A 21,802-nucleotide genomic window follows, 5' to 3' on the forward strand; every position below is an offset into this window, starting at 1 on the left:
CCTTCAGAGCTGCGTAGGCTGTTCCTGCGTCCAGTGCATCAGCGCTTCGCGGGTCAGCAGCAGCACCTGGTCGTCGCCGGCGCTGGTGTCCATCCAGAACACCGGCAGGCCAGGGAAGGCGGCTTCAAAGTAGGCGCGCTCGTTGCCAATCTCCAGCACCAGCACACCGTCTTCGCTCAGGCGCTGGGGCAGCTCCAGAATCAGGCCGCGCACAAAGTCCATGCCGTCCTGGCCACCAGCCAGCGCCAGCACCGGCTCGGCCTGGTATTCCAGCGGCAGGCTGGCCATGCTCTGGGCGTTGACATAGGGTGGATTGCAGAGAATCAGGTCCCAGGGGCCGCGGGCGTTGGCCATGCCGTCTGATTGAACCAGCTGCACGCGCTCTTGCAGGCCATGTTGGTCCACATTGATGCGGGCCACGGCCAGCGCATCGGCAGACAGATCGGCGCCGGTGACCTGCACATCGGGGTAGGCCATGGCGGCCAGGCATGCGAGGCTGCCGTTGCCGGTACACAGGTCCAGCACCTGGCGCGTCTTGTCGCTCAGCCAGTCGTCAATGCTGCCATCGGCCAGCAGCTCGGCAATCAGGCTGCGCGGCACGATGGAGCGCTCGTCGATGTAGAAGGGGACACCTTGCAGCCAGGCCTGCTGGGTCAGATAAGCGGCTGGCTTGCGGCTGCGGATGCGCTCGGCGATCAGTTGCTCGAGTTTGCTGCGCTGCACGTCACTCACCGATTGGCTTGCGACTGAGTCTGCGCCATCCGGGCTGGTGTCGCTGTCCACCGGCAGGCCCAGTGACCACAGCACCAGCCAGCTCGCTTCGTCCTGCGCATTGGTCGTTCCATGGCCAAAATGCACACCGGCAGCGCTGAGCGCTGCTGCGCTGTCATCAATCAGGGTGCGGATGGTGGTCATGGCTCAACTCAGGCAAAAATCAAAGACCGCCATTGTAGGCTTGATGACAGCTGCACGGCACCAGGCAAGGCTGGCGCCAGGGCTATCTGGGTACTGGCTTTGAACAGGTTCTTAGCGCGCCAGGTTTTCCAGAATGCGGCGGTAGATGTTTTTCAGCGGCTCGATATCGGCCACGGCCACGCACTCGTCGATCTTGTGGATGGTGGCGTTCGATGGCCCGATCTCGATGACTTCCGGGCAGATATCGGCGACAAAACGGCCGTCGCTGGTGCCGCCAGTGGTCGACAAGGTGGTCTCCAGCCCCACTTCATCGCGGATCGCCTGCTGCACGGCCGTCACCAGCACGCCGGGTGTGGTCAGGAAGGGCTTGCCGCCCAGGGTCCACTTCAGGTCGTACTCGAGCGCATGGCGCTCCAGGGTGGATTTGACGCGGGCCTTGAGGTTTTCGGCCGTCGATTCGGTGCTGAAGCGGAAGTTGAAGTCCACCACCATCTGGCCCGGGATCACATTGCCCGCGCCCGTGCCCGCATGGATATTGCTCATCTGGAAGCTGGTGGGCGGGAAGAAGGCATTGCCTTCGTCCCACACGGTGCTGGCCAGTTCGCCCAGCGCGCCCAGGCCCTGGTGGATGGGGTTGCGGGCCAGCTGTGGGTAGGCGATATGGCCTTGCACACCATGGATGGTGAGCTTGCCCGTCAGGCTGCCGCGCCGGCCGTTCTTGACCATGTCGCCGAGCTTTTGCACGGCGGTGGGTTCGCCCACCAGGCAGTAGTCCAGCACCTGGCCGCGCTGGCGCAGCTGCTCGACGACGACCGCGGTGCCGTCCACGCTCGGGCCTTCTTCGTCACTGGTCAGCAAGAGCGCGATATCCAGCGGCGCTGCAGCGTTCTGGGCGACAAACTCCTCGGCGGCCACGACAAAGGCGGCGATCGAGGTCTTCATGTCACTGGCGCCACGGCCATACAGCTTGCCATCGCGGTGCGAGGGGGTGAAGGGGTGCGAGTTCCACTGCTCCAGCGGGCCGGTGGGCACCACATCGGTGTGGCCGACAAAGACCACGGTCTTGGCGCCCGCCACGCCGCTGCGGCGCAGCGCCCAGAGGTTGCTCACCCGAAAGCTGTCGGGGCCGCTGTCCATGCGCTCGCAGGCAAAACCCAGCGGCTGGAGCAGGTCGGAAATCATTTCCAGACAGCCTTCGTCGTTGGGCGTCACGGAGGGACGGGCGATCAGTTGCTCGGTCAGTTGCAGGGTGCGGGACATGGCGTCAAAGAAAGTGGGCGGGGAGGTCAACAACAATGCGGCCCGCAGGCCGCATTCAGGGCATATGGCCACGGCGTCGTGGCGCGCTGCCCTAGGGACCTCTGCAAAACTCCCTGCCGTGGTCTGAACGCGGGCTCGGGCGATCCGCTGCGTTGTCTTCCTTGTCAATAGCTACGGCTATTGACTGCAAAAGACGCCTTGCGGCTCATCCCGATCCACGTCCATCCCGCTTGGCGAGGGTTTTGCAGAGCATCCCTAGGGGCAACGGCCGCTATCTTACTCTTGGTTCACGTCGAGCACGATTTCGGTGAACGAGGCCGCGTCGTCGAGCTCGGGCTTGGCAGCGACCTGGGCCTTGGCGGCATTGGCCGCCATCTGGAAGTCGTTCTGCAGCCGCCACATCAGGTTGGTTGGCGAGTCGGAGTTGGCCAGGCCTTCTTCGCGGCTGATCTTGCCGCTGTGGATGAGTGCGGCCAGTGCGCCTTCAAAGGTCACCGAGCCTTCGGCCATCGACTTTTCCATCGCTTCGCGCACGGCCGAGAAGTTGCCTTGCTCGATCATCTCGCCCACCAGCTTGGTGTTGAGCATCACCTCGATGGCAGCGGTGCGTTTGCCCGAGACCGTCTTGACCAGGCGCTGCGAGACCACGGCGCGCAGCGCCGATGACAGGTCACCCAGCATCGTGGGGCGCACCTCGACCGGGTAGAAGCTCAGGATCCGGTTGAGCGCGTGGTAGCTGTTGTTGCCGTGCAAGGTGGCCAGGCACAGGTGGCCGGACTGCGCGTAGGCAATGGCCGCCGACATGGTCTCGCGGTCGCGGATTTCGCCAATCATGATCACATCGGGCGCCTGGCGCAGCGCGTTCTTCAGCGCGGTCTGCAGTGAGGCGGTGTCGCTGCCCACCTCGCGCTGGTTGATGATCGAGCGCCGGTTGGAAAACTGGTACTCGATCGGGTCTTCCACCGTCAGGATATGGCCGCTTTGCTGGCCGTTGCGGTGGTCGATCATTGCGGCGAGCGACGTGCTCTTGCCCGAGCCGGTGGCGCCGACAAACAGCACCAGGCCGCGCCGGGCCATGATGAGGTCCTGGAAGATCTCGGGCAGCTCCAGCTGCTCCAGGCTGGGGATGTCCTGGGGCACATAGCGGATGACCACGGCGCAGCTGCCGCGCTGGTGCATGGCGCTGACGCGGAAACGGCCCACGCCTTCGAGCGGCACGCCAATGTTGAGCTCCCCGGTTTCGTCCAGCTCTTCGATGCGCTCGGGCGGCACGATCTCGGCGAGCAGGGTACGCGGCGCATCCGGTGTCAAGGTCTGGTTGTTGAGGGGGATGCATTCGCCCTGGATCTTGACCAGCGCAGGCGCATTGGCTGACAGATAGACATCCGAGGCCTTGTTGTCTGCCATCAGGCGCAAGATTCGCTCCATGGTTCCCATGTCCGTTCCCTCCAGTAATTTGTGCAGAGATTGTAGGCTTAGCTACGCAGTCAATAAACGATGTTGCGCCCGCGCTGCAACCCAACCGCAAGCCAAACGGCCACAAAAAAGCCCTGCAGCGCAAAGCTTGCAGGGCTGATGGGTTGCCTGGCGAGGGTTATACAGAGAATCCCTGGGCGGCAGATCAGTCGCGCAGCAGGTCGTTGATGCTGGTCTTGGCGCGGGTCTCGGGCGTCACTTGCTTGACGATCACCGCGCAGTACAGGCTGTGGCTGCCGTCCTTGGCAGGCATGGAGCCGCTGACCACCACCGAACCCGAAGGCACGCGGCCATAAGTGACTTCGCCGGTCATGCGGTTATAGATCTTCGTGGACTGGCTGATGTACACGCCCATCGAGATGACCGAGTTTTCTTCGACGATCACGCCTTCGACGATTTCGGAGCGGGCGCCGATGAAGCAGTTGTCTTCAATGATGGTGGGGTTGGCTTGCAGCGGTTCGAGCACGCCGCCCAGGCCCACGCCGCCCGAGAGGTGGACGTTCTTGCCCACTTGTGCGCAGGAGCCCACGGTGGCCCAGGTGTCAACCATGGTGCCTTCGCCCACATAGGCGCCAATGTTCACGTAGGAAGGCATCAGGATGGCGCCCTTGGCCACATAGCTGCCGCGGCGGGCCACAGCGGGCGGCACCACGCGCACGCCGGTGGCGGCGATATCGGCTTCGGACATGCCCGCGTACTTGGTGGGCACTTTGTCGTAGAAGTTCAGGTCGCCGGCTTGCACCAGCGCGTTGTCCTTCAAGCGGAACGACAGCAACACGGCCTTCTTGATCCACTGGTGCACGGTCCACTGGCCCACGCCTTCACGGGTGGCCACGCGCAGCTCGCCCTGGTCCAGGGCGTTGATCACATGGTCGACCGCATCGACGATTTCTTTGGGAGCCGAGGCAGGCGAGAGCGTCGTGCGGGCTTCCCAGGCGGATTCGATGATGGTTTGCAGTTGTTGCGTCATGGTTTAGGCTTTTTTCCAGGATTGAATGAATTGGGCAATGCGCTGAGCGGCTTCCAGGCATTCGGCCGTCTGGGCCACCAGGGCCATGCGGATGCGGCCGGCGCCTGGGTTGCTGCCGTTGAAGTCACGGGCCAGATAGCTGCCTGGCAGAACCGTGACATTGTATTGGGCATAGAGTTCGCGTGCGAACTCGGTGTCGGACAAGCCCATCTCTGGGGGCACGCCGGCCCAGAGGTAGAAGCTGGCATCGGGCAACTGCACGTCCATCACGGCCGACAGCACGGGCGTGACTTCGGCAAACTTGCGGCGGTATTGCTCGCGGTTGTCTTCGACATGGCGCTCATCACCCCAGGCCGCAATGCTGGCCGCCTGCACCGGCGGGCTCATCGCGCCGCCCTGGTAGGTGCGGTAGAGCGTGAAGGCCTTGATCAGCTCGGCGTCGCCCGCGACAAAACCGCTGCGCAGGCCCGGCACATTGCTGCGCTTGGACAGGCTGGTGAACGAGACCAGGCGGCGGAAATCGCTGCGGCCCAGTTGCGCTGCTGCCTGCATGCCGCCCAGTGGTGGCTCGTCGCGGAAGTAGATTTCGCTGTAACACTCGTCAGACGCAATGACAAAGCCATAGCGGTCGGACAGCTCAAACAGCTTTTTCCACTCGTCAAGCGGCATCACGGCGCCGGTGGGGTTGCCCGGCGAGCAGACAAAGATCAGCTGGGTGCGCTGCCAGATGTCCTCGGGCACGCTGGCCCAGTCGACGGCAAAGTTCTTGCTGGCGATGCTGGGCACGTAGTAGGGCGTGGCGCCCGCGAGCAGGGCCGCGCCTTCGTAGATTTGGTAGAAGGGGTTGGGGCAGAGCACGACCGGGCCTGGCTTGCTGCTGTTGACCACCGTCTGCGTGAACGCAAACAGTGCCTCGCGGCTGCCATTGACGGGCAAGGTGTGCTTGTGTCCATCCACCTGCAGGCCGTAGCGCGTGGACAGCCATGCAGCAAAGGCTTCGCGCAGTGCCGGCGTGCCAGCGGTGGCCGGATAGACCGACAGGCCGGCCAGGTTGTCCGAGAGCGCCTGCTCGATGAAGGCGGGGGTGGGGTGGCGGGGCTCACCGATACCCAGGCTGATGGGCGACTGGTCTGCGGGCGGCGTGACACCGGCAAACAACTGGCGCAGGCGCTCAAACGGGTAGGGCTGCAGTTTCTGGAGCAAGGGGTTCATAAGCCAGCCATTATGGTGCAGCGGCGCTTGTTTTTTTGCGCCGTTCTGTCATGCCCGGTAGGGGCTTGGCGGCCTTTGTCGGCTACCCAGCGCCGCGCAGCCATTAAGACGAGTGGTTGCCGCCTTGTTGCTGCTTGGCTTTGGTCAAAATGGCGGCCAGGATTGCCTTTTTGTCGGCAGCGGCCGGCGCGGCCAGGTTGGCCTTGCTGGCCGCGGTATTTTGCGATGCTGCTGCGCTGACGGCAGCAGCCTGGGCCGCCTGAGCGCTGAGGGCTGCGGGGGCAGCGTGCGGCGTGCCCGCTGGGCTGGCAGTTGGACTGGGCACCTGCGTGCGGTTGGCGCCGTGCAGGCGCTGCTGGTGCCTGTGGTAGCGCAGCCGGGCCTCATCGGCTTGCGCCGGGCTCCAGGCGGCCCAGCCGGTGGCCTCGCCGCTGGCGTTGTCCAGTTCAATGCAATCGACCGGGCAGACCGGCAGGCACAGCTCGCAGCCGGTGCAGGCCTCGGCAATGACGGTGTGCATGCGCTTGTTCGCGCCCAGGATGGCATCGGTCGGGCAGGCCTTGATGCACAAGGTGCAGCCGATGCACCAGTTCTCATCGATGCGGGCGACAACGCGCACGGCTTCGAGGCCGTTGTCCGGGTTCAGCGGCAGCGCAGGCTGGCCGGTGATGGCCGCCAGCCGCGCCACGCCTTCCTGGCCGCCGGGCGGGCATTGGTTGATCGCGGCCTCGCCCTGGGCAATGGCCTGGGCATAGTGGCGGCAGTCGGGGTAGCCGCAGCGCGTGCATTGGGTCTGCGGCAGGGCCGCATCAATGGCGCCAATGAAAACAGCCAGCGCTGAGGCTGGCTGGTCGCTGGTTTTGGGGATATCGATCACACCGTGTGCAAAGTATTCTGCTTGGAAGTGGCCGATTTTACGCTGCCTGCAGGGCGATCCTCGATGCGGTTGTTGGCGAGGATGAAGTCCTTGAGCATCGGGTAGACCATGGTGCGCCAGCGCTTGCCGCTGAAGATGCCGTAGTGCCCCGCGCCCTTGACTTCAAAGTGCCGGGTGTCGACCGCCTTGAGGCCGGTGCACAGGTCATGCGCGGCCTGGGTCTGGCCCGAGCCAGAGATGTCATCAAGCTCGCCCTCGACCGTCAGCAGCGCGCTGTGGCGGATGTCCTGGGGCTTGACCAGCTCCAGATTGCCTTCGGGCGAGCGCACCTCCCAGGTGCCCTTGACCAGCGCAAAGTCCTGGAACACGGTCTTGATGGTTTCCAGGTAGTAGGCCGCATCCATGTCGAGCACGGCGTTGTACTCGTCGTAGAACTTGCGGTGGTGTTCGGCGCTGTCTTCGTTGCCCTTGAGCAGGTCCTTGAAGTAGTCGTAATGGCTCATCGCATGGCGGTCAGGGTTCATGCTGACAAAGCCCATGTGCTGCAAAAAGCCGGGGTAGACCAGGCGGCCGGCACCGGGAAAGTTGCCGGGCACCGGATGGATCACGTTCGACTCGAACCACTGCAGATCGTGCGTGGTGGCCAGGTTGTTCACCGTGGTGGGCGATTTGCGCGCATCGATGGGGCCACCCATCATGGTCATCGACAGCGGGGTCTTCTCGCCGCGGCTGGCCATCAGCGAGACGGCGGCGAGCACCGGCACCGTGGGCTGGCAGACACTCACCACATGGCAGTTGCCGTAGATGCCCTGGATATGGCGGATGAACTCCTGCACATAGTTGACATAGTCATCGAGGTGGAAGATGCCCTCGGTCTGCGGCACCAGGCGCGCATTGGTCCAGTCGGTGATGTAGACCTTGTGGTCGGCCAGCATCGTGCGCACCGTCTCGCGCAGCAGGGTGGCGTAGTGGCCCGAGAGCGGCGCCACCACCAGCACCACGGGCTGCTGCTTCATCGCCGCCAGGCTGGTCTGGTCGTCCGAGAAGCGCTTGAAGCGGCGCAGCTCGCAAAAAGGCTTGGTCAGCTCCACGCGCTCGTGGATCGCGATCTCATGGCCGTTGGCCTCGATGGTGGTGATGCCAAAGGCGGGCTTTTCATAGTCCTTGCCCAGCCGGTAGAACAGATCAAAGCCCGCCGAGGCGCGCTGGGCGGTGTTCGTCTGGCTGATCGGCCACAGCGGATTGCTCAGCATCTTCGAGGTGGCGTGGGCGTATTCTGCAAAGGGCTCCATCAGGGCCCGCTGGGTTTCATACAGTTGGTACAGCATCAAAACTCCGTGATTGTTGCATCGCAATATAGCAGCAGCGCGCGTCAGAAAGCATGGCCAGCCATGCTCGTAAACACGGGGAGGGTGCTGGCGCTGGGTTCTGCGCCGCTGCCCACTGTGTGCTACACCGGCCTGCCACCCGCATGGCCGCTGCAATGCAGCCACTCGGATGGGCGTAGTTACAAAGATTGATTTTAACTAATGACTGAGGGTCTTGCTAGGCTATTGCTCTGGCCCCATGCCCGGGCTTGCCCTGGGTAGACAGGGCCTGTAGATCAGGGCAGGACGCTCTGGCCGCTCAGTCTTCGCTGGTGCTGTTGGCGGGCTGGCGCTGCAACCATTCCTCAAAGGCCTCACGCGCGGAGTTGCGCAGCGTTTTGCGAAAGCGCTGCTTGTCCTCCAGGTAGAGGCAGTGGCGCATCACCGTGAAGGGGTTGAAGCTGCTGGACGGGTAGCGGTGCTGGAAATCGGCTTTGTAGTGGCGCACGGTGGTGACATGCTTTTGCACCACGGCAAACAGCCAGCCGGCGTGGCGCACGGCAAAGTCATGCAGCAACTCGTCCAGGAAGAACTCCACCTTCTGCGGGTCAAACTCATAGCCGGGGAAGTGCTTGTGGCCAAAGGCGACAAAGCTGAAGGCATCGAGCGGCTCGTTGTGGTCGCCCAGGCCATCGCCCAGGGGGCCGTCGACCTCGTCCTCGGCACGCGAGAGCGCCAGCGCCTGGCTGGTCTCATTGCGGATCTGCAAGAACTCGCGGTCGGCCAGTTCAAACAGCGCCGACAGAATGTTGATGCGGCGCTTGAGGTTGGTCGGGATGGACTTCTTGTACTTGATCTTGTGGTCCAGCTCGCTCCAGGAGTCCTGGATGATGGTGCGGATCTGCAGCTCGAAGGCCTGGTCGGCATAGGCCTGGTGCTCGGTCAGCTGTGCCTGCTGCTGGTTGAGCCGCAGGTCCATATGGATGCCCTTGTAGCCAAACTCGGACTCCGAGTCTTCCATCGGTGAGGTCTTGTCGGTGATCTCGATCACATCGAAATATTCGCGCACCCGGGACATGATGGCCGGTGGCTCGTCCTCATAGAGGCAGACCACGCGCACGCCGATCAGGTCGGTGATGTAGTCCTCGATGGCATAGTCCTCGGACTGGTCCTCGACAAAGTTGCGGTACTTGCGCTTGAACTTGCGCACGCATTCGTCAGCGGTCTTCACCCGGCACTCGAACTTGGCGATGTTGACGCCCTCGAGGTTGCTCAAGATGGCGTGGATCAGCGCATTGAACGAGGCCGCCGCTGCCTTGAGGGTGGGCAACTGGGCGGCGTAGAAATCCAGGAATTCCTGTTTGCGGGATTCAAAATCGCGAGCGGGCATGGGGCAGGGCAGCAAAGAAGGGGCAGGCGCCACGCGCCCGCCAAAAGAAGAAGTTACTTGGCGCTATTGTCTACCTCTGTGGTGTCGCTGATGTGGGCCTGGGGTGCAAAAAGATCCCAGACCGCGATGAACAGCGCGGCAATCAGTGGCCCGATGACAAAGCCGGTAAGCCCGAACAGCGACAGCCCGCCCAGGGTGGAGATGAGGATCAGGTAGTCGGGCATCTTGGTGTCCTTGCCCACCAAGAGCGGACGCAGCACGTTGTCGACCATGCCCATGATGGCGGCGCCATAGGCGGCCAGCACAATGCCTTCGGTGGTGGAGCCGGTGGCAATGTAATAAATAGCAACTGGCGCCCAGACGATGGCTGCACCCACGGCCGGCAACAGCGACAAAAAGGCCATCACCACGCCCCACAGCAGCGAGGCCTCGATGCCCAGAATCCAGAAGATGATGCCGCCCAGCGCGCCCTGGGTGGCAGCCACGGCCAGGTTGCCCTTGACCGTGGCGCGCACCACGGTGATGAACTTGGCGCCCAGCTTTTTCTTGTGCGCGTCATCGAGCGGCGTGGCGGCCAGGATCTTGCGGATCAAGGTCTTGCCATCGCGCAGGAAGAAGAACAGCAGGTAGAGCATGATGCAAAAGCTCACCAAAAAGCCCATGGTGTTCTGGCCGATGGTCAGCACCTTGGTCGCCACATACTGGCTCGCCTGCACCGAGATGCCGGAGATCTTCTCTTGGATCACCTTGGGGTCGTTCAGGTTGAAGCGGGTCAGCAGGTCCAGCACCCACTGGGGCATGGCGTTGTAGATCTGCTGGAAGTACTGGCCGAAATTCATCTCGCCAGAGTGCACGCTCTCGTAGATGGTGGCCGCCTCCTTGGCCAGCGAGATCGACAGCAGGATCAGCGGTAGGATCACCAGCACCAGGCACAGCACCAGCGTAATCAGGGCCGCAATAGTCGGGTATTTGGGGAGGCGGACCAGGATTTTTTTGTGTAGAGGCGTAAACACAACAGCGAGGATCACGGCCCAGAAAACGGCCCCCTGAAAGGGGAAAAGCACAGCAAAAAAGGCAATGGTGACGCCTATTAGCAGCAAGATGAATGCTTTGTCGTGAAGAGAGTGGTTGTTGAACATCAAGCGCATCGGTGTGAATGGATAGCGCAAATGTATCTGCTTCCGGCATAAACCTACGCTATTTCGGGCACCCATCTGCTGGGGCCAAGGCCATCGAAGGACAAGCCCAGGCGGAAGTGGCACAATACCCGTTGTTCGGCCCTTCCCAGCCACAGTCGCATCCGCCAATCGGTTCAGCCGTGTCGCGGAAGGTTGTTTATATGCACCAGCTAATGCTTTCCAGAGGAAAGCGGAGGTCAGCGGAGAAAATGAGCGATACGAATTCTGTGTATCAAGCCTACCAAGGCAACACCTATCTCTTCGGCGGCAATGCCCCGTATGTCGAAGAGATGTATGAGAACTATCTGGATAACCCAGGCAGCGTACCAGACACCTGGCGCGCTTACTTTGATGCACTGCAAAACGTCCCCGCATTGGACGGCAGCAACGCCAAGGACGTCCCTCATCTTCCCGTCGTCAACGCCTTTGCCGAGCGCGCCAAACAAGGCGTGACCAAGGTGGTGGTAGCGTCTGGTGCTGATTCGGAACTGGGCCGCAAGCGCACTGCCGTGCAGCAGCTGATTGCCGCTTACCGCAATGTGGGCGCACGCTGGGCCGATCTGGACCCGCTGAAGCGCCAAGAACGCCCCGAAATTCCTGAGCTCGATCCAGCCTTCTACGGCTTTACCGATGCGGACCAGGAAACCGTGTTCAACATCAGCAACACGTTCTTCGGCAAGGAATCGATGACCTTGCGCGAGCTGCTCAATGCACTGCGCGAGACCTATTGCGGCACGTTGGGCGCGGAGTACATGTACACCGCCGAGCAAAACCAGAAGCGTTGGTGGCAGCAAAAGCTCGAGAGCATTCGCAGCAAGCCCGCCTTCAACGCCGACCAGAAAAAGCGCATTCTTGACCGCCTGACCGCGGCCGAAGGCCTGGAGCGTTTCCTGCACACCAAGTATGTGGGTCAGAAGCGCTTCTCGCTCGAAGGCGGCGAGTCCTTTATCGTCGCGATGGACCAGCTGATCAATGCCGCTGGCGTGACCGGCGTGCAGGAAATCGTGATCGGCATGGCCCACCGTGGCCGTCTGAACGTGCTGGTCAACACCCTCGGCAAGATGCCCAAGGACCTGTTTGCCGAGTTCGACCACACCGCCCCTGAAGAGCTGACCGCCGGTGACGTGAAGTACCACCAGGGCTTTAGCTCCGATGTGTCGACCACTGGCGGCCCGGTGCACCTGTCGCTGGCCTTCAATCCCTCGCACCTGGAAATCGTCAACCCCGTGGTTGAAGGCTCGGTGCGCTCGCGCATGGACCGCCGCAACGACCCGCAGGGCAAGCAAGTGCTGCCGGTGCTGGTGCACGGTGACGCGGCCTTTGCCGGCCAGGGCGTGAACCAGGAAACGCTGGCGCTGTCCGAAACCCGTGGCTACACCACGGGCGGCACGGTGCACATCATCATCAACAACCAGATTGGTTTCACGACCTCCGATCCTCGCGATCTGCGCTCGACCACGTATTGCACGGACATCGTCAAGATGATCGATTCGCCCGTGCTGCACGTCAACGGTGACGATCCCGAAGCGGTGGCACTGGCCATGCAGATGGCTTTGGACTTCCGTATGGAATTCTCCAAGGACATCGTGGTGGACATCATCTGCTACCGCAAGCTCGGTCACAACGAGCAGGACACGCCTGCACTGACCCAGCCGCTGATGTACAAGAAGATTGCCCAGCACCCCGGCACGCGCAAGCTGTACGCCGACAAGCTGGCCACGCAAGGGCTGGGCGAGACGCTGGGCGACGACATGGTCAAGGCCTACCGCGCGGCCATGGATGCGGGCAAGCACACGGTCGACCCGGTGCTGACCAACTTCAAGAGCCAGTACGCGGTGGATTGGAGCCCCTTCCTCAAGCAGAAGTGGACCGACAGCGCCGACACCGCCATTCCCGTGGCCGAGTGGAAGCGTCTGGCCGAGCGCGTCACGACCCTGCCGGAGTCGGTGAACCCGCACCAGCTGGTCAAGAAGGTCTATGACGACCGCGCAGCGATGGGCCGTGGCGACATCAACGTGGACTGGGGCATGGGTGAGACCATGGCCTACGCCTCGCTGGTGGCCTCGGGCTACCCCATCCGCCTGTCGGGCGAAGACAGCGGCCGCGGCACCTTTACCCACCGCCACTCGGTCGTGCACGACCAAAAGCGTGAGAAGTGGGATGAGGGCACCTACATCCCTCTGCAGAACGTCGCTGACAACCAGGCGCCGTTCACCGTGATCGACTCCATCCTGTCCGAAGAGGCCGTGCTGGGCTTCGAATATGGCTACGCCTCCAACGATCCCAACACCCTGGTGATCTGGGAAGCGCAGTTCGGCGACTTCGCCAACGGCGCGCAAGTGGTGATCGACCAGTTCATCGCCTCCGGTGAAGTCAAGTGGGGCCGTATCAACGGTCTGACCTTGATGCTGCCACACGGCTACGAAGGCCAGGGCCCCGAGCACAGCTCGGCACGCCTGGAGCGCTTCATGCAGCTGTCGGCGGACCAGAACATGCAAGTGACCCAGCCGACCACGGCTGCGCAGATCTTCCACTTGCTGCGTCGCCAGATGGTGCGTCCGCTGCGCAAGCCGCTGATCATCATGACGCCCAAGTCGCTGCTGCGTAACAAGGACGCAACCTCGCCCGTGTCGGAATTCACCTCCGGTGGCTTCCAGACCGTGATCGGTGAGCGCGATGAGGCCATCGTTGCCAAGGCCGACAAGGTCAAGCGCGTGATCGCCTGCTCGGGCAAGGTCTACTACGACCTGGTCAAGAAGCGCACCGAAGAAGGCAGCACCGATGTGGCCATCATCCGTATCGAGCAGCTCTATCCGTTCCCCCACAAGGCTTTTGCCGCTGAACTCAAGAAGTACAGCGCCGCCAAGGAAGTGGTGTGGTGCCAGGACGAGCCGCAAAACCAGGGTGCATGGTTCTTCGTGCAGCACTACATCCACGAGAACATGCTCGACGGCCAAAAGCTTGGCTACTCCGGCCGTGCCGCCTCGGCATCGCCTGCCGTGGGCTATTCGCACCTGCACCAAGAGCAGCAAAAGGCGCTGGTCGAAGGCGCATTCGGCAAGCTCAAGGGCTTTGTGCTGACCAAGTAAGCACGACCTCAGCATTTAACGAATACAGAAAGAATTGTTATGGCAATCGTAGAAGTCAAAGTCCCCCAGCTGTCCGAGTCGGTCGCTGAAGCCACCATGCTCACCTGGAAGAAGAAGGCCGGTGAAGCTGTTGCTGTCGACGAAATCCTGATCGAGATCGAAACCGACAAGGTCGTGCTCGAAGTGCCAGCGCCTGCCGCTGGTGTGCTGACCGAGATCGTGCAAGGCGACGGCGCGACCGTTATCGCTGACCAGCTGATCGCCAAGATCGATACCGAAGCCGTGGCCGGCGCCGCTGCAGCCCCCGCTGCCGCAGCGCCTGCGCCAGCTGCTGCCGCTCCCGCCCCCGCTTCTGCGCCTGCAGCTGCCGGTGGCAACAAGGGCGATGTGGCGATGCCAGCTGCAGCCAAGCTGCTGGCGGACAACAACCTGGCAGTCGGCGCTGTGGCCGGCTCGGGCAAGGACGGCCGCGTCACCAAGGGTGATGTGCTGGCCGCTGTGGCCGGTGGCGTCAAGTCCACCGCCGCCGTGATACCCACCGGCGCACCGACCAAGTCGCTGCCCCAGGTGGCGTCGCCCGCCGCTGCCCAAGACCTGGGCGAGCGTCCAGAGCAGCGCGTGCCGATGAGCCGTCTGCGTGCCCGTATCGCCGAGCGTCTGCTGCAGTCGCAGTCGACCAACGCGATCCTGACCACGTTCAACGAAGTGAACATGGCGCCCGTGATGGCGCTGCGCAAGAAGTTCCAGGACGACTTCACCAAGGAACACGGCGTCAAGCTCGGCTTCATGTCCTTCTTCGTGAAGGCGGCCGTGCATGCACTCAAGAAGTACCCCGTGCTGAACGCGTCGGTCGATGGCACCGACATCATCTACCACGGCTACTTCGACATCGGTATCGCCGTGGGCTCGCCACGCGGTCTGGTGGTGCCCATCCTGCGCAATGCAGACCAGATGAGCTTTGCCGACATCGAAAAGAAGATCGCCGAATTCGGCAAGAAGGCTGCTGACGGCAAGCTGGGCATCGAAGACATGACCGGCGGCACGTTCTCCATCTCCAACGGTGGCACCTTCGGCTCGATGATGTCGACCCCGATCATCAACCCGCCCCAATCGGCCATCCTGGGCGTGCACGCGACCAAGGACCGCGCTGTGGTCGAAAACGGCCAAGTGGTGGTGCGTCCGATGAACTACTTCGCGATGTCCTACGACCACCGCATCATCGACGGCCGCGAAGCCGTGCTGGGTCTGGTGGCGATGAAGGATGCGCTGGAAGATCCATCGCGTCTGCTGTTCGACCTGTAATCGGGTCGCCGGGCAGTGATGCTACGCGTTCTGGTGGCTGCAGCGTCCGCACTTGTGCTGGGCGCCTGCGGGACGTTGTCCCGTCCTGCAGCGCAGGATGTCGCCACGCAAAGCTGGAGCGGTGACTATCGCTTCCAGTGGGCAGCAGGCACCCAGGCTGCGCGCCGGGGTCTGCCTGCCCCATCACAGGTTCGCATCCGCCCGGTCACCTCCGCCAAGGAGGTGCCCGGCGCGAAGGCGGACGGCAATGGCCCGCAATGGGCCATTTCGTTTGTCGGCGAGCCCGGCGCGCCGCTGCCGCTCATCCCCTTCAAGACCCAGGGCTATGAAGAGATGGGCTGGGCGGTGATGCGCGCCGGCGGCAAGATTGCATGCCTGGAGTCCGGCTCCTTCATGTTCGTCTGCCGCACCCATCCCGGCACCACCTTGTCGTTTGGTCGTCAAAACGACGAGCAACTGACCACCAAAACGGGCCTCTTCGGTGTGGCATTGCACCAGGGCAGTTTTGAACTAACACCATTGGATTAATCATGAGCAAGCAATTTGATGTCGTCGTGATCGGCGGCGGCCCCGGCGGCTACGTAGCGGCCATCCGTGCAGCCCAGTTGGGCATGCAAGTGGCCTGTATCGACGAGTGGAAGAACGCCGCTGGCGGTCCAGCCCTGGGCGGCACCTGCACCAACGTGGGCTGCATTCCCTCGAAGGCCCTGCTGCAGTCGTCCGAGCATTTCGAGCATGCCAACCTGCACTTTGCAGACCACGGCATCTCGACTGGCAAGGTCACGATGGATGTGGCCAAGATGATTGCCCGCAAGGACACCGTCGTCAAGCAAAACAACGACGGCATCCAGTACCTGTTCAAAAAGAACAAGGTCACCTTCTTCCACGGCCGTGGCTCCTTCGTGAAGGCCGCTGATGGCGGCTACGAAATCAAGGTCGCGGGCAAGGACGAAGAATCCATCACCGGCAAGCAGATCATTGTGGCCACTGGCTCCAATGCCCGCGCTCTGCCTGGCGTGCCTTTCGACGAAGACAAGATTCTGTCGAACGACGGCGCACTGCGCCTGGGCGCTGCGCCCAAGAAGCTGGCGCTGATCGGTGCTGGCGTGATCGGCCTGGAAATGGGCTCGGTCTGGCGCCGTCTGGGCACCGAAGTGACGGTGCTCGAAGGCATGGACAAGTTCCTGCCCGCCATCGACGAGCAAATCGCCAAGGAAGCCAAGAAGTCCTTTGACAAGCAAGGTCTGAAGATCGAGCTGGGCGTGAAGGTTGGCGATATCAAGGCCGACAAAAAGGGCGTGCAGATCAGCTACACCAATGCCAAGGGTGAAGCCCAGCAGCTGGACGTGGACCGCCTGATCGTGTCCATCGGCCGCGTGGCCAACACCATCGGTCTGAACCCCGAAGCCGTGGGCCTGGCCCTGGACGAGCGTGGTGCCATCGTCGTGGACGAGAACTGCAAGACCAACCTGCCTGGCGTCTGGGCAGTGGGCGACGTCGTGCGTGGCCCGATGCTGGCCCACAAGGCCGAGGAAGAGGGCGTTGCCGTGGCCGAGCGCATTGCGGGCCAGCACGGCCATGTGAACTTTGCGACCATCCCTTGGGTGATCTACACCAGCCCCGAAATCGCATGGGTGGGCCGCACCGAGCAGCAGCTCAAGGCCGACGGCGTTGCTTACAAGGCAGGCACCTTCCCGTTCCTGGCCAATGGCCGCGCACGTGCGCTGGGCGATACTACCGGTATGGTCAAGTTCCTGGCCGATGCCACGACCGACGAAATCCTGGGCGTGCACATGGTCGGCCCGATGGTTTCGGAGCTGATCTCCGAAGCCGTGGTGGCGATGGAGTTCAAGGCATCGAGCGAAGACATCGCCCGTATCTGCCATGCCCACCCATCGCTGTCGGAAGCGACCAAGGAAGCGGCCCTGGCCGTGGACAAGCGCACCCTGAACTTCTGATCCTGAAGTTTTAGGCGAAAATGGCCTCTGGTGCAGATTGGTTCTGCGCCAGAGGCTATGTCATTTATAGCAACAAGAGATTGAAACACCCATGGGTACAGCGGTAAGAGATGCATACGAGGCCGAACTCAAGGCCAAGGGTTTTCAAAGTGATCCTGCACAGATGCGTGCGGTGGACGCCTTGCAGCGCTGTGCCGATGAGTGGGAGCAGTACAAGAACAAGCGCTCCAACCCGATCAAGAAGCTGATCAACCACCCCGACATTCCGCGCGGGGTGTACATGTATGGCGGGGTGGGGCGCGGCAAGAGCTTCATCATGGATTGCTTCTTCAACGCCGTGCCGCTGCGCCGCAAGGTGCGTTTGCATTTCCATGAGTTCATGCGCGAGGTGCAGCGCGAGCTGACCCTGCTCAAGGGCACGCAGGACCCGCTCGATGTGCTGGGCGCCAAGATCGCCAAGAAGTACAAGCTGATCTGCTTTGACGAGTTCCATGTGGCGGACATCACCGATGCGATGATCCTCTACCGCTTGCTGCTGGCCTTGTTCAACAACGGCGTGGGCTTTGTCACCACCTCCAACTTCACGCCCGATGGCCTCTACCCCGATGGCCTGCACCGCGACCGCATTCTGCCAGCCATCGACCTGCTCAACGCGCGCATGGATGTGATCAATGTCGACAACGGCACCGACTACCGCCGCCGCGCGCTGGAGCTGGCCCAGCTCTACCATTGCCCGCTGGGCCCGGAGGCCGATGCAGCGATGGAGCAGACCTTTGGCCAGTTGGCCGAGGTGCCTGACGAAAAACCAGTCTTCAGGATTGAGTCGCGCGAGCTCAAGCCGCGCCGCCGCGCAGGGGGCGTGATCTGGTTCGATTTCCATGAACTGTGCGTCAACCCGCGCTCGCAAAATGACTACCTGGAGCTGGCCACCCAGTTCCACACCGTGCTGCTGTCCAATGTGCCGCAGATGTTCGTCAACATGGCCTCGCCCGCACGCCGCTTTACCTGGCTGGTCGATGTGCTCTATGACCGCCGGGTCAAGCTCATCATGTCGGCCGCCGTGCCGCCCGAGCAGCTCTACACCGAAGGGCCGCTGTCCCATGAGTTTCCGCGCACCGTCTCGCGCCTCAACGAGATGCAGTCGCAGGAGTATTTGTCGCTGGAGCGACGCGTGGTCGATACCGCGCTGACCTGAGAAGAGAGGGCCCCTATGCCTCGTTTGAACACTGTCACCGTGCTGGTGCTGCTGGCTGCCACCGGCCTGGCCCATGCGGCCTCCGGCAAAACCTCGAATGCGCAGGAGCGCACGCAGGCGCGTGCCCAGATCACGCTGGAGCGCAAGGACAGCGAAGCGCGCCTGGCCAACAACGAAAAGATCTGCTACCAGCACTTTGCGGTGACCGACTGCCTGCAGAAGGTGCGCCGCCAGTACAACACCGAAGAGCGCGCGCTGCGCCAGCGCGAGCTGGCCATCAATGCGCAAGAGCGTGACGAGAAAACCGCCAACCAGCGCGATGCCCGCGCCAACAAGCAAAGCGATTTTGAGCGCAAGCACCCCACACTGGATGGAGGTGCCCTGAACCAGTCCGATCTGGAGCAGCGCCAGAAAGAGCACGACGAGCAGGCGGCCCAGCGCAGCAGCCATGCGCCCAAGCGCAATGCCGAGAGCATTGCCGAGCAGCAGCAGCGCCGCGAGCAGGATGCCGCCCGCCGTGCCACCAGCCAGGCTGGCAAGGTGGACAGCAAGCAGCGCACGCTGCAGCGCCACAACGAAGACCGGGCGGACAGCATCAGCGAGGCCCAAGAGGAATACGATGCCAAGCAAGAGGCTGCGCAGCGCAAGCTCGAAGCCCATGAAAAGCGCATGAAGGAGCAGGAGGGCAAGCGCAAGGCGGCGCCACTGCCCGTGCCCCAGTAAACCGCTGGAAGACTACGCATCACGCGCCAGGGGCCCTTGCACAGGCTGCCCTGGTGCTGCGGTTGCGACCAAACCCTATAATGGAAGATTCGCGCCCGCACCGCTTCAGGGGAAGCGGGCAGGCGCCACCACTGCATCACACCATGAGTACACCCACTTTTTCCGTCGCTGAGATCCGCAAGACCTTCTTGGACTTTTTCGCGTCCAAGGGGCACACCATTGTTCCGTCCAGCCCGCTGGTGCCGGGCAACGATCCGACGCTGATGTTCACCAACTCCGGCATGGTGCAGTTCAAGGATGTGTTTCTGGGCACGGACAAGCGCCCCTACACCCGGGCAACGAGCGTGCAGACCTGCCTGCGTGCCGGTGGCAAGCACAACGACCTGGAAAACGTGGGCTATACCGCGCGCCACCACACCTTCTTCGAGATGCTGGGCAACTGGTCCTTTGGCGACTACTTCAAGCGCGAATCGCTCAAGTGGGCCTGGGAGCTGCTGACCGAGGTCTACAAGCTGCCGGCCGAGAAGCTGCTGGCCACCGTCTATGAAGAAGACGACGAGGCCTACGACATCTGGACCAAGGAGATCGGCCTGCCCCCAGAGCGCGTGATCCGCATTGGCGACAACAAGGGCGGCCGCTACAAGAGCGACAACTTCTGGATGATGGCCGACACCGGCCCTTGCGGCCCTTGCTCTGAAATCTTCTACGACCACGGCCCGCACATTGCCGGCGGCCCTCCAGGCTCGCCCGATGAAGACGGTGACCGTTTCATCGAGATCTGGAACAACGTGTTCATGCAGTTCGACATGGCCGAAGACGGCTCGGTCAAGCCGCTGCCAGCCCCCTGCGTCGATACCGGCATGGGCCTGGAACGCCTGGCTGCCATCTTGCAGCATGTGCACAGCAACTACGAGATCGACCTGTTCCAGGCGCTGATCAAGGCCGCTGCACGCGAGACCCATATCGACGATCTGGAAACCCCATCGCTCAAGGTCATCGCCGACCACATCCGCGCGACCGCCTTCCTGGTGGCCGATGGCGTGATCCCGTCGAACGAAGGCCGCGGCTATGTGCAGCGCCGCATCATCCGCCGCGCCATCCGCCACGGCTACAAGCTGGGCCAGAAGACCCCCTTCTTCCACAAGCTGGTCAAGGACCTGGTCGCCGTGATGGGCGATGCCTACCCCAAGATTCGCGAGCAGGATGCGCGCATCACCGAGGTGCTCAAGGTCGAGGAAGAGCGCTTCTTCGAGACCCTGGCCCATGGCATGGACATCCTGGACAGTGCGCTGGCCGGTGGCGCCAAGGTGCTGCCCGGTGATGTGGCCTTCAAGCTGCACGACACCTACGGCTTTCCGCTGGACCTGTCCAACGACGTGGCGCGCGAACGCGGCCTGAGCGTGGATGAGGCGGGCTTCCATGCCGCGATGGAGCAGCAAAAGAGCCAGGCCCGCGCGGCCGGCAAGTTCAAGATGGACCGCGCACTGGAATACACCGGCGCGGCCAATGCCTTCACCGGTTACACGCAGCTGAGCGAGGCCGCCAAGGTCGTGGCGTTGTATGTCGATGGCAGCAGCGTCAACGCGATCAACGCTGGCCAGACGGCCGTGGTCGTGCTGGACACCACCCCGTTCTACGCCGAGTCGGGTGGCCAGGTGGGCGACCAGGGCGTGATTTCGGCCGGTGCCAACCGCTTTGTCGTGGAAGACACCTTGAAGATCAAGGCCGATGTGTTTGGCCACCACGGCCAGCTCGCTGCGGGCAGCCTCAAGGTGGGCGATGCAGTGCAAGCCGAGGTCGATACCGCCTTGCGCGCCGCCACCATGCGTAACCACTCGGTCACCCACATCATGCACAAGGCGCTGCGTGAAGTGCTGGGCGACCATGTGCAGCAAAAGGGCAGCCTGGTCAATGCGGAACGCACCCGCTTTGACTTTGCCCACAACAGCCCGGTGACCGATGCGCAAAAGCGCGAGATCGAAAAGCGCGTGAATGCCGAGATCCTGGCGAACACCGAAACCGGCGCGCGCGTGATGGACATCGAGAGCGCACAAAAGACCGGCGCGATGATGCTGTTTGGTGAAAAGTACGGCGAGACCGTGCGCGTGCTGGACATTGGATCGAGCCGGGAACTCTGCGGCGGCACCCATGTGCAGCGCACCGGTGACATTGGCCTGTTCAAGGTCGTCGCCGAAGGCGGCGTGGCCGCTGGCGTGCGCCGTATCGAAGCGGTGACCGGCGAGAACGCGCTGGCCTACCTGCAGTCGCTCGAATCGACCGTGGACGAAGCCGCTGCCACCTTGAAGGCCCCAGTGGCTGAGCTGAACCACCGCATCGGTGGTGCGCTCGACCAGATCAAGGCGCTGGAGAAGGAACTGGCCCAGCTCAAGGGCAAGCTGGCGTCGAGCCAGGGCGATGAGCTGGTCGGCCAGGCCGTGGACGTCAAGGGCATCAAGGTGCTGGCTGCCACCCTGGATGGCGCCGATGCGAAAGCGCTGCGCGACACCATGGACAAGCTCAAGGACAAGCTGGGCACCGCTGCCATCGTGTTGGCGGCTATCGACGGCGACAAGGTACAGCTGGCCGCAGGCGTGACCAAGGACAGTATTGGCAAGGTCAAGGCCGGTGAACTGGTGAACTTTGTCGCCCAGCAAGTGGGCGGCAAGGGCGGCGGCAAGCCCGACATGGCGATGGCTGGCGGCACCAACCCAGCGGGCCTGGCGCAAGCCCTGGCGGGCGTTCAGGCCTGGGTGGCCGAGCGGGTCTGATAGCCCCTTAAGCCGCTTCGCATCCCCCAACGAGCCTCCTGCAATGCAGGGGGCTTTTTTGCGTACGCACAGCAGCCAGCACTTCGCCACTCTCACCATTTCGCATGGCGGTACGTAGTCGCACTTAACGAAATTGACCTGTCCGCATGAGAAGATCGCCGCGCTTTGAAATTAACGCGAGA

At 62.7% G+C, this 21,802-nt stretch carries 16 protein-coding genes; 7 read left to right on the forward strand and 9 right to left on the reverse strand.

Going from position 1 to position 21,802, the window contains the following annotated elements:
* Window positions 1-3 precede the first annotated feature (3 nt).
* The 9 genes from prmB to N4T19_RS03855 all read right to left on the reverse strand — a co-directional run bounded on the left by prmB (window position 4) and on the right by N4T19_RS03855 (window position 10,546).
* Entirely contained in the window at window positions 4-915 is a 912-nt protein-coding gene (gene prmB, locus N4T19_RS03815; RefSeq protein WP_182341142.1) for a 50S ribosomal protein L3 N(5)-glutamine methyltransferase, read from the reverse strand.
* A gap of 111 nt (window positions 916-1,026) precedes the next feature.
* On the reverse strand, window positions 1,027-2,175 hold the full coding sequence (gene dapE / locus N4T19_RS03820) for a succinyl-diaminopimelate desuccinylase (RefSeq protein WP_116925563.1): 1,149 nt from the start codon (window positions 2,173-2,175) through the stop codon (window positions 1,027-1,029).
* Window positions 2,176-2,451: 276 nt separating this feature from the next.
* Window positions 2,452-3,612 carry a PilT/PilU family type 4a pilus ATPase gene (locus N4T19_RS03825; RefSeq protein ID WP_021028493.1) on the reverse strand — a complete coding sequence of 387 codons (1,161 nt, stop codon included), beginning with the start codon at window positions 3,610-3,612 and terminating at the stop codon, window positions 2,452-2,454.
* 184 nt (window positions 3,613-3,796) lie between these two features.
* The gene (gene dapD, locus N4T19_RS03830; protein WP_116925564.1) at window positions 3,797-4,621 is read right to left on the reverse strand and encodes a 2,3,4,5-tetrahydropyridine-2,6-dicarboxylate N-succinyltransferase; all 825 of its coding nucleotides are present in this window, start codon (window positions 4,619-4,621) and stop codon (window positions 3,797-3,799) included.
* Window positions 4,622-4,624: 3 nt separating this feature from the next.
* Window positions 4,625-5,833: a succinyldiaminopimelate transaminase gene (dapC, locus tag N4T19_RS03835; RefSeq protein WP_260719513.1), complete on the reverse strand. Its 1,209-nt coding sequence runs from the start codon at window positions 5,831-5,833 to the stop codon at window positions 4,625-4,627.
* 103 nt (window positions 5,834-5,936) lie between these two features.
* The gene (locus N4T19_RS03840) at window positions 5,937-6,701 is read right to left on the reverse strand and encodes an RnfABCDGE type electron transport complex subunit B (RefSeq protein WP_409935196.1); all 765 of its coding nucleotides are present in this window, start codon (window positions 6,699-6,701) and stop codon (window positions 5,937-5,939) included.
* 5 nt (window positions 6,702-6,706) lie between these two features.
* Window positions 6,707-8,038: a polyhydroxyalkanoate depolymerase gene (locus N4T19_RS03845; protein ID WP_116925567.1), complete on the reverse strand. Its 1,332-nt coding sequence runs from the start codon at window positions 8,036-8,038 to the stop codon at window positions 6,707-6,709.
* Window positions 8,039-8,336: 298 nt separating this feature from the next.
* The gene (locus tag N4T19_RS03850; RefSeq protein ID WP_260719514.1) at window positions 8,337-9,407 is read right to left on the reverse strand and encodes a GTP pyrophosphokinase; all 1,071 of its coding nucleotides are present in this window, start codon (window positions 9,405-9,407) and stop codon (window positions 8,337-8,339) included.
* A 53-nt stretch (window positions 9,408-9,460) separates the two neighbouring features.
* On the reverse strand, window positions 9,461-10,546 hold the full coding sequence (locus N4T19_RS03855) for an AI-2E family transporter (protein WP_116925754.1): 1,086 nt from the start codon (window positions 10,544-10,546) through the stop codon (window positions 9,461-9,463).
* 248 nt (window positions 10,547-10,794) lie between these two features.
* Between N4T19_RS03855 and N4T19_RS03860 the strand changes: the two genes are divergently transcribed.
* The 7 genes from N4T19_RS03860 (at window position 10,795) to alaS (ending at window position 21,620) form a co-directional block, all read left to right on the forward strand.
* Entirely contained in the window at window positions 10,795-13,674 is a 2,880-nt protein-coding gene (locus N4T19_RS03860) for a 2-oxoglutarate dehydrogenase E1 component (protein ID WP_116925568.1), read from the forward strand.
* A 39-nt stretch (window positions 13,675-13,713) separates the two neighbouring features.
* Window positions 13,714-14,976: a 2-oxoglutarate dehydrogenase complex dihydrolipoyllysine-residue succinyltransferase gene (gene odhB, locus N4T19_RS03865; RefSeq protein WP_116925569.1), complete on the forward strand. Its 1,263-nt coding sequence runs from the start codon at window positions 13,714-13,716 to the stop codon at window positions 14,974-14,976.
* 75 nt (window positions 14,977-15,051) lie between these two features.
* Complete coding sequence (locus N4T19_RS03870; RefSeq protein ID WP_260719515.1) at window positions 15,052-15,504, forward strand: hypothetical protein; 453 nt, start codon at window positions 15,052-15,054, stop codon at window positions 15,502-15,504.
* Between the two features lie 2 nt (window positions 15,505-15,506).
* The gene (lpdA, locus tag N4T19_RS03875; RefSeq protein WP_116925571.1) at window positions 15,507-16,934 is read left to right on the forward strand and encodes a dihydrolipoyl dehydrogenase; all 1,428 of its coding nucleotides are present in this window, start codon (window positions 15,507-15,509) and stop codon (window positions 16,932-16,934) included.
* A gap of 91 nt (window positions 16,935-17,025) precedes the next feature.
* Entirely contained in the window at window positions 17,026-18,129 is a 1,104-nt protein-coding gene (zapE, locus tag N4T19_RS03880; protein ID WP_260719516.1) for a cell division protein ZapE, read from the forward strand.
* Between the two features lie 15 nt (window positions 18,130-18,144).
* On the forward strand, window positions 18,145-18,852 hold the full coding sequence (locus N4T19_RS03885) for a hypothetical protein (protein WP_260719517.1): 708 nt from the start codon (window positions 18,145-18,147) through the stop codon (window positions 18,850-18,852).
* Window positions 18,853-18,995: 143 nt separating this feature from the next.
* Entirely contained in the window at window positions 18,996-21,620 is a 2,625-nt protein-coding gene (gene alaS / locus N4T19_RS03890; protein WP_260719518.1) for an alanine--tRNA ligase, read from the forward strand.
* Window positions 21,621-21,802 lie beyond the last annotated feature (182 nt).

The organism is Comamonas squillarum (assembly GCF_025309455.1).
GTDB classification, from domain to species: domain Bacteria; phylum Pseudomonadota; class Gammaproteobacteria; order Burkholderiales; family Burkholderiaceae_C; genus Comamonas; species Comamonas squillarum.